Genomic DNA, 7,058 nt, shown 5'->3' with positions numbered 1-7,058 from the left:
AGTCATGATGAACACACCGGCCGCACTGGCCGCATAACCAACCTGTCACCTATCCGTGCAGCAGACCCCATGGTTGCCACCGCGCGGGTTTGGTCTCGCGGTTTCGGTCCCGCGGTTTCGGTCTCGCGGTTTCGGTCCCGCGGTTTCGGTCTCGTGCATTCGGTCCCGCGGTTTCAGTCGCACGGTCGGCCGGAAATGGTTCGATCGGCCGGATCAGACCGGCGTTTCCGTCCGGCCGACCGAGTGTCTTCCGGCCGATCGTGCGAGCCCCTATGGTGCGAGTCCCTATGGTGCGAGTCCCTATGGTGCGAGTCCCTATGGTGCGAGTCCCTATGGTGCGAGCTCCTATCGTGCGAGCCCCTATGGTGCGAGCCCCTATCGTGTGTCCATGAGCGAAGCGACGATCCGGCGGGCGACGACCGCGGATGCCGACAGGCTCGCCTTCGTCGCGGCCGTGACCTTCCCGCTGGCGTGTCCTCCGCACACGACGAGAGACGATGCCGCGGGCTTCGTCGTCGAACATCTTTCAGCGGAAGCATTCCGCGCATACCTGGCAGACCCCGACCGCATCGTCCTGGTCGCGGAAGAGGGCGAGCGCGCCATCGGCTACACCATGCTCGTGCTGGGCGAACCTCACGATGGCGCCGTCGCAGCCGTGATCACGTTGCGCCCCACGATCGAGCTCAGCAAGTGCTACGTGCTGCCAGGCCATCACGGCGGAGGCGTCGCCGGCGACCTGATGCGGGCACCCATCGACGCGGCGCGCGAATGCGGAGTCGCCGGCATCTGGCTCGGCGTGAACCAGGAGAACGAGCGAGCGCAGCGGTTCTACGCGAAGAGCGGATTCCGTCGCGTCGGGGTCAAGCGCTTCCGGATGGGCGAGCACTGGGAAGACGACTTCGTGCTCGAGCAGCAGATACGCGCTGAGTCATCCTCCGCAATGTGACGCGCGCGGGCCCATTCCGACCCGCCGTCGGCGCGCTAGACCCGGCCCGATGCGAGAACGCCGATGAGCTGGCCTGCCAGTCGCACCAGCAGTTCGATCTCGTTCTCGTCGCGGTCGACCCACCGGCATTCCGGGTCGCCGACCGGAACGAAGCCGTCGTGCCGCTCCCACACGAAGAGCGTGCGCTCGGCACCGAGCACGTACTGCTGCCACCACACCTGACGCAGATAGTGCCGCGGGATGCTCCGCCACGGCTTGTTCGTCGTCTTGATCTCCGCCAGTTCGAGGCGTCGGGAATCGCGGGCCGCGAGGCCGTCCGGCGTGGCGAGATGGCGCCGGTCGCGCACCGAGTGGAACAGTGCATCGCTCGGCGAGATGCCGTGCTCACGCAGCACCCATTCGGCGATCTTCGGTTCGCGCGCCTTGCCGTGCTCGGTGAAGACGTTGCCGCTGAAGCCGGTTCCGTGCACCTTCTGCCGCGCCGCAGCCAGGATGGATGCCTGCGTGGAGAGCTTGGCGACATCCGTCGCCGTGATGCCGCGGGCTCGGGCACGCAGCCACGCGACCCGGTCGGATGCGTGCGCGAGGATGCGCCGTTCGTGCGGAAGACGCGGCGGCGCGACCGAAGCGACGGCATCCCCTGTGCGTGCGGGATGCGGCACTGCCTCGAGCTCCTCGTCGAACAGAGAGAGCATCGTGTCGGTCACCGTTCCATTCTGCCGCGTGCCCTCCGACCCTCGCGCGCTCGGGACGCGAGTCGCGGCACTCCTCCTCCCCATCGCCGCCCATGTGCCGCTTCTCAACGCAAGGCGCTGCGAAGACGAAGCGGGACCCTGTCGCGTGACATCGTGAAGCGCGCCGGAGAAAATGAGGAGGTGTACATGAACGACCCCGAGATCTGGGCACTGATCGGCGCGTTCGCCGCCGCAGTGCTCGGCGGCCTCACGCTGGTCGTCAACAGCCTTTCGCGTGTGATCCGAGCGGAAGTGGGCGGACTGCGGGCCGAGTTGCGTGCGGAGGTCGGGGGCTTGCGTTCGGAGCTCGGCGGCGAGATCGCCGGCCTTCGCGGTGAGCTCGGCGGTGAGCTCGCCGGCTTGCGGCATGAGGTCGCCGCGGTCAACACGCGACTCGATCACCTGGACCGCGACGTGCAGGCGCTGACGAAGCGCGTCTGGGGTGCCGAGAGCGACTCCTGAGTCGTCAGCGCGGCAAGCGCGCGACCGCTGCGCGGATCTCGTCGTGGGGGAGCGCGGGGCTGAAGTGCCCGTTCCGCCCGGTCATGTCACCGGCGGCGACGAGCGCGTTCCACACCGCCTCATCGACGGCTTGAACGACGGCCGCATAGAAGGCGTCCAGATGTCCCCAGGGTATGAATCGCAGCGACTCGTAGTCCGTGTCGGACGCGGGCCCTGACGGAATGAGCGAGGTGAGCGCACCAGGGTTCGCGGTGGAGAACGCCAGCATGATGTCTCCGGAGAAGTGGCTGCCTGCTGTGCCCGTTCGGCCCAGTCCGAGCGGAGCGCGTCGCGCCAACGCCGCGCACTGCCCGGGCAGAAGCGGAGCATCGGTGGCGATCACGACGATCGCCGAACCGGCACCGGATCGCGCCCGCGTCGCGTCGAGGTTGAACCAGTCGGTGTCATCCATCGGGTTCGGTGCGCCCGACTCGCGCCCGAGTCGGATTCCGCCGAGCGTGAGTTCGTCGCGTCCACCGAAGTTAGCCTGGATGAACGCGCCGACCGTGTAGGCCGCCGACCCGTGCCGAACCACACGGGACGCCGTGCCTGAGCCGCCCTTGAATCCGTAGCAGTTCATCCCCGTGCCGCCCCCCACGGAACCCTCAGCGGGGGCGGCGTCGGTCGCAGCGTCAAGTGCGGCGATGGTGTGTTCCGGCCGCACATGTCGGCCGTTGATGTCGTTGAGGTAGCCGTCCCAGGTCTCACCCACAACGGGCAGCATCCACTGGGCGGCGACCTCTGGATGCTCGCGGCTCACCCAGACATCCACCCCCTCGTGCACCGCGCCGACGGCGTGCGAGTTCGTGATCGCCACGGGCATGGAGAACGACCCGGACTCGTCGATCCACGACCTGCCGGTCAGCTCACCGTTGCCGTTGAAGGAGTGCACTCCGGCCGCGCAGGGAACGCCGACCCCGTCGCGACCGCGGGGGAGTATCGCGGTGACACCGGAGCGCACAGTCGTCGACGGACCGTCTTGCACCAGCGTGAGGTACCCGAGTTGGAGCCCCGGCACATCCGTGATCGCGTTGGACGTTCCCGGCTCGCCTTCGAACGGAATGCCGAGGCCTCTGGCGCGCGGTCCGGCCGCACCTCTGGTCGAATCGGCAGCGTGTCTCGACACGGAGTCTGCAGTTGTCATCGATGACCTCCTGACTGAACGGTGATTCAAATGATAGAGACTTCTGGCATCAAATCATTGACAAGTAGTGCGAGAAAAGTTTGAATGCTTGTTCAAACACGTCAATCGAAGACGTGACGGGCGATGCCGCCCGAACGAACCCGAGGAGCCGATGATGTCTCAGCAGCAAACCGAGAGCGCAGAAGAGATCGCGAGACCCGACTCGCTCGCCAAGCGTCGGCTGGGCGTCTGGGCGATCGTGTTCTTCGTCGTCTCCGCGGCGGCACCGCTCACCGTGGTGGCCAGCGCAGCACCGACGGGCTTCCGCATCGGCGGCATCGGCGGCATCGGCGGTCCGGGCGCCATGCTCGCGTCGGGTGTCGTGCTGATCCTGTTCGCGGTCGGGTTCACGGCGATGACCCGCTACGTGCGCAACACGGGAGCCTTCTACGTGTACGGCGCGCGCGGGCTCGGCAAACCGGTGGGCATCGGCATCGCGCTCTTGACGATCGTCTCCTACGGATTCCTCTGCGTCTGCTTCTACGGATTCGTGGGGTTCTTCGGCCAGTCCACCTTCAGCGACCTTTTCCACATCGATCTTCCGTGGTGGGTGTACGCCCTGATCGCCCTCGTGGTCGTCGGCATCCTGGGCTACCGTCACATCGACGTCGGGGCGAAGGTGCTCGCCGTGCTGCTCACCGCCGAGGTCGCCATCCTGCTCATCCTCGCCATCGCCGTTCTCGTCAACGGCGGGCCGGAGCCGATCTCGTTCGCGTCGTTCGCCCCGCAGAACGTGTTCTTCGCCGCAGGCAGCGGAGCGCTCTTCGTCTTCGGATTCGGCGCGTACCTCGGTTTCGAGGGCACCGCGATCTACACCGAGGAGGCCAGGAACCCGAAACGCAGCGTACCGGCGGCCACCTACATCGCGATCACGTTCCTGGCCGTGTTCTACGCCTTCACGTTCTGGATGCTCACCGTCGCCTTCGGCGCGGACGGCGTGCTCAAGCTCGCTCGGGGCAACGGATTCCAAGACATGGTGTTCGACGCCGCAGGACAGTATCTCGGTGTGTGGGCATCCATCGTCATGCGCATCCTCATCGTGACGAGCTTCTTCGCGTGCCTGCTGGCATTCCACAACGCCTGCTCGCGCTACCTGTTCGCGATGGGCCGTGAGCGGTTGCTTCCGAGGGCGTTCGCACGCACGCACCGCATCACCAAGTCGCCGGTCGTCGCGAGCGTGGCGCTCTCCATCGTCTCGTTCCTCGCGATAGTGATCACGATCTTCACCGGCGCGGATCCCTTCCTCGGCTTCGCGCTGCCGACCTACTCGATCGGCGTGGCCGGCCTCGTCTTCGCGCAGGCCATCGCGGCGATCTCGGTGGTCGGGTACTTCGCCAGAGACCGGCGCGGGCACAGCGTCTGGCGCGTCATCGTCGCGCCGGCGCTCGGTGCGCTCGGTCTGCTGACCGGGTTCGCGCTGATCGCGGCCAACTTCGACCTCGTCACGGGGCTGGAGGGGCCGATCAACTGGGTGCTGCTCGCCCCGACACCGGTGCTGTTCATCGTGGGAATCGTCGTGGGCTTCGTGCTCAAGGCGCGCAGACCGCAGCACTACGCTGAGCTCACCAACATCGTTGCCGACGACGAATGACAGACACGAGTCACCGCTCCGCCGATTCTTCTGAGCCCGATTCTTCGGAGCCCGGTGACGCGAGCCGGACGAGGAGCGCCATGACGGAACAGCGGAAGGGCGCGAGCCGCAGGGCGGAGCTCATCTCGGCAACACGCCGAGTCGCGGGGCGCCATGGCATCCGCGGCACGAACGTGCGCGCGGTCGCGGCGGAGGCATCCATGAGCGCGGGCAGCGTGCTCTACTACTTCTCCAGCTTCGACGAGCTGATGTATGCGACGGTCGAGGGCGTTCTCGAGGAGATGTACGAGAACCGCAGACGCATCGTGGAACAGGAGCCCGACCCGGGCGCCCGTATTCTGGCCTTGATTCGCGCGGGAGTGCCCGACGTGATCAGCGATGAGCTCCGGATGGCGTACGAGAGTGTTCCGCTGCTTCGGGAAGAGCCGCGCTTCCGACCACTGCATCGTTCGGTGGTGGAGCGGCAGGTGATGCTCTATCACAGCACCATCGAGGTCGGGGCCGGGCTCGGAGTGTTCACTCCCACTGCTCCGATCGGCGTCATCGCCCGCAACATCGTGGCGCTCGAGGATGCCTACGACCTCTACCCGCTGATCGGGCTGGAGCATCCCACCGAGTTGTACCGCGACAACATCGTCTCGTACGCCCAGCAGGCACTCGGATGCGAGCTGCCCGTCGACCGCACCGAAGGAGTGGGCCGCACCGGCGCCTGAAAAGCGCGGGCAGAGCAGGGCCGGCCGAGCAGCGCGGGCCGAGCAGGGCGACGGAGCGCGGCGTCTGAGCATGGCGGCTGCTTTTGGCGTCTGGGTACGGCGGCTGTGCGCGGCGGCTGGGCGCGAACGCGGGTCGGCACTCGCGCGGCATCGCTCACGCCGGATCGAGCAGGTGCTGGGCGACCATGATCGCTGCGCCCAGCACGCCGCCGGTCTCCCCGGCGGACGCAGGGACGATCTGCAGGTGCTGGGTCGCCAGTGGCGTGGACTGGCGGTAGACGACCTCTCGCACACCGGCCAGCAATTGCTCGCCGGCCCTGGCGATCGAGCCGCCGACGACGACCACGGAGGGGTTGAACAGGTTCACGCACGTGGCAACCACCTCGCCGAGGTCTCGTCCGGCCTGCCGGATGCCCGCGACGGCATCCGCATTCCCCGCACGCGCAAGTGCCAGCACGTCGGCGCTCGAGCTCGCCGGTGTGCCGCGCTCGGCGATGTAACGCGCGATCGCCGGACCGCTCGCGAGCGCTTCGAGGTCGGCGTCCTCGCCGCCGTGACGCGGCGTGTCGTGGGTGAACGGCACGCGCACGTGCCCGAGGTCTCCGGCCGAGCCTGCCGCGCCGCGCTGCAGCCGTGCCCCGGCGATGATGCCGAGGCCGATGCCGGTGGACACCTTGACGAACAGCAGGTCGTCTTCGAACGGCCACGACACGGCGTGCTCGCCGAGCGCCAGCACGTTGACGTCGTTGTCGACGAGCACGGGGACGTCGAATGTGTGCCGCACGTACGCCGGAACGTCGAAACGATCCCATCCCGGCATGATGGGCGGGTTGATCGGCATGCCGGTGGAATGCTCGACGGGCCCGGGGAGGCCGATGCCCACGCCGGCGAGTTCCGAGCGCGGCCTGCCGCTCGCCTTCACAAGACGCTCGGCGACGTGAAGGGCCCAGTCGAGAACGGGCTCGGGGCCGTCGGCGATCGTGAGAGGTGCCGACTCCGAGACCAGTACATTGCCGGCGAGGTCGGCGATCGCGATCACCCCGTGCGTGGCTCCGAGGTCGATGGCGAGGATCAAGCGCGCTCCTGCATTGAAGGCGACTCGCGCGGGCGGTCGCCCGCCGGAGGATGCCGCATCGGGCGCCGGCGCGATGAGCCGGGCATCCATCAGTGCATCGATGCGGGACGCCACTGTCGACCGGGCGAGGCCGGTGCTCTCAGCCAGCTGGGCCCTGGTGCGCGGGATGCCGTCGCGCAGGATCTTCAGCAAGTCGCCGGCGTCCTTCGGCACAAGGCTCCCCGGCAGTGTCGAACCGGTGGTACCGGGAGAAAGTCGCGCCGACATGGACCGATTGAATCACACGCGCCGATCGTGACGCAGAAGTCTGCGGCT

The 7,058-nt window shown here is 67.6% G+C and carries 7 protein-coding genes; 4 read left to right on the top strand and 3 right to left on the bottom strand.

Translation table 11 applies throughout. From position 1 onward, the window contains the following. The first annotated feature begins 388 nt into the window (after positions 1-388). The gene (locus ACYVDK_RS04360; protein WP_460518479.1) at positions 389-946 is read left to right on the top strand and encodes a GNAT family N-acetyltransferase; all 558 of its coding nucleotides are present in this window, start codon (positions 389-391) and stop codon (positions 944-946) included. A gap of 35 nt (positions 947-981) precedes the next feature. Here ACYVDK_RS04360 and ACYVDK_RS04355 read toward each other — a convergent pair whose 3' ends face one another. Then, complete coding sequence (locus ACYVDK_RS04355; protein WP_460518476.1) at positions 982-1,653, bottom strand: YqaJ viral recombinase family protein; 672 nt, start codon at positions 1,651-1,653, stop codon at positions 982-984. A 174-nt stretch (positions 1,654-1,827) separates the two neighbouring features. Here ACYVDK_RS04355 and ACYVDK_RS04350 point away from each other — a divergent pair, with 174 nt between their 5' ends. Beyond that, a complete protein-coding gene (locus tag ACYVDK_RS04350) occupies positions 1,828-2,142 on the top strand; it encodes a hypothetical protein (protein WP_460518473.1) in 315 nt (104 codons plus the stop codon). A 4-nt stretch (positions 2,143-2,146) separates the two neighbouring features. Here the strand turns inward: ACYVDK_RS04350 and ACYVDK_RS04345 are convergent, their stop codons facing one another. Continuing rightward, positions 2,147-3,325 carry a DmpA family aminopeptidase gene (locus tag ACYVDK_RS04345; protein ID WP_460518470.1) on the bottom strand — a complete coding sequence of 393 codons (1,179 nt, stop codon included), beginning with the start codon at positions 3,323-3,325 and terminating at the stop codon, positions 2,147-2,149. A 154-nt stretch (positions 3,326-3,479) separates the two neighbouring features. On the opposite strand from ACYVDK_RS04345, the gene ACYVDK_RS04340 reads away from it, so the two are divergent. Both ACYVDK_RS04340 and ACYVDK_RS04335 read left to right on the top strand, forming a co-directional pair. Continuing rightward, positions 3,480-4,955 (top strand): APC family permease, encoded by a 1,476-nt coding sequence (locus ACYVDK_RS04340; RefSeq protein WP_460518467.1) that lies wholly within the window; start codon positions 3,480-3,482, stop codon positions 4,953-4,955. An 80-nt stretch (positions 4,956-5,035) separates the two neighbouring features. Further along, positions 5,036-5,668 carry a TetR/AcrR family transcriptional regulator gene (locus ACYVDK_RS04335; RefSeq protein WP_460518465.1) on the top strand — a complete coding sequence of 211 codons (633 nt, stop codon included), beginning with the start codon at positions 5,036-5,038 and terminating at the stop codon, positions 5,666-5,668. 154 nt (positions 5,669-5,822) lie between these two features. On the opposite strand, the gene ACYVDK_RS04330 is transcribed toward ACYVDK_RS04335, so the two are convergent. Further along, entirely contained in the window at positions 5,823-7,010 is a 1,188-nt protein-coding gene (locus ACYVDK_RS04330; RefSeq protein WP_460518462.1) for an ROK family protein, read from the bottom strand. Positions 7,011-7,058 lie beyond the last annotated feature (48 nt).

It is taken from the genome of Humibacter antri, from assembly GCF_054777235.1.
Note: the sequence above shows the minus strand (reverse complement) of the source record. Positions and strands in the feature narration are given on the sequence as shown.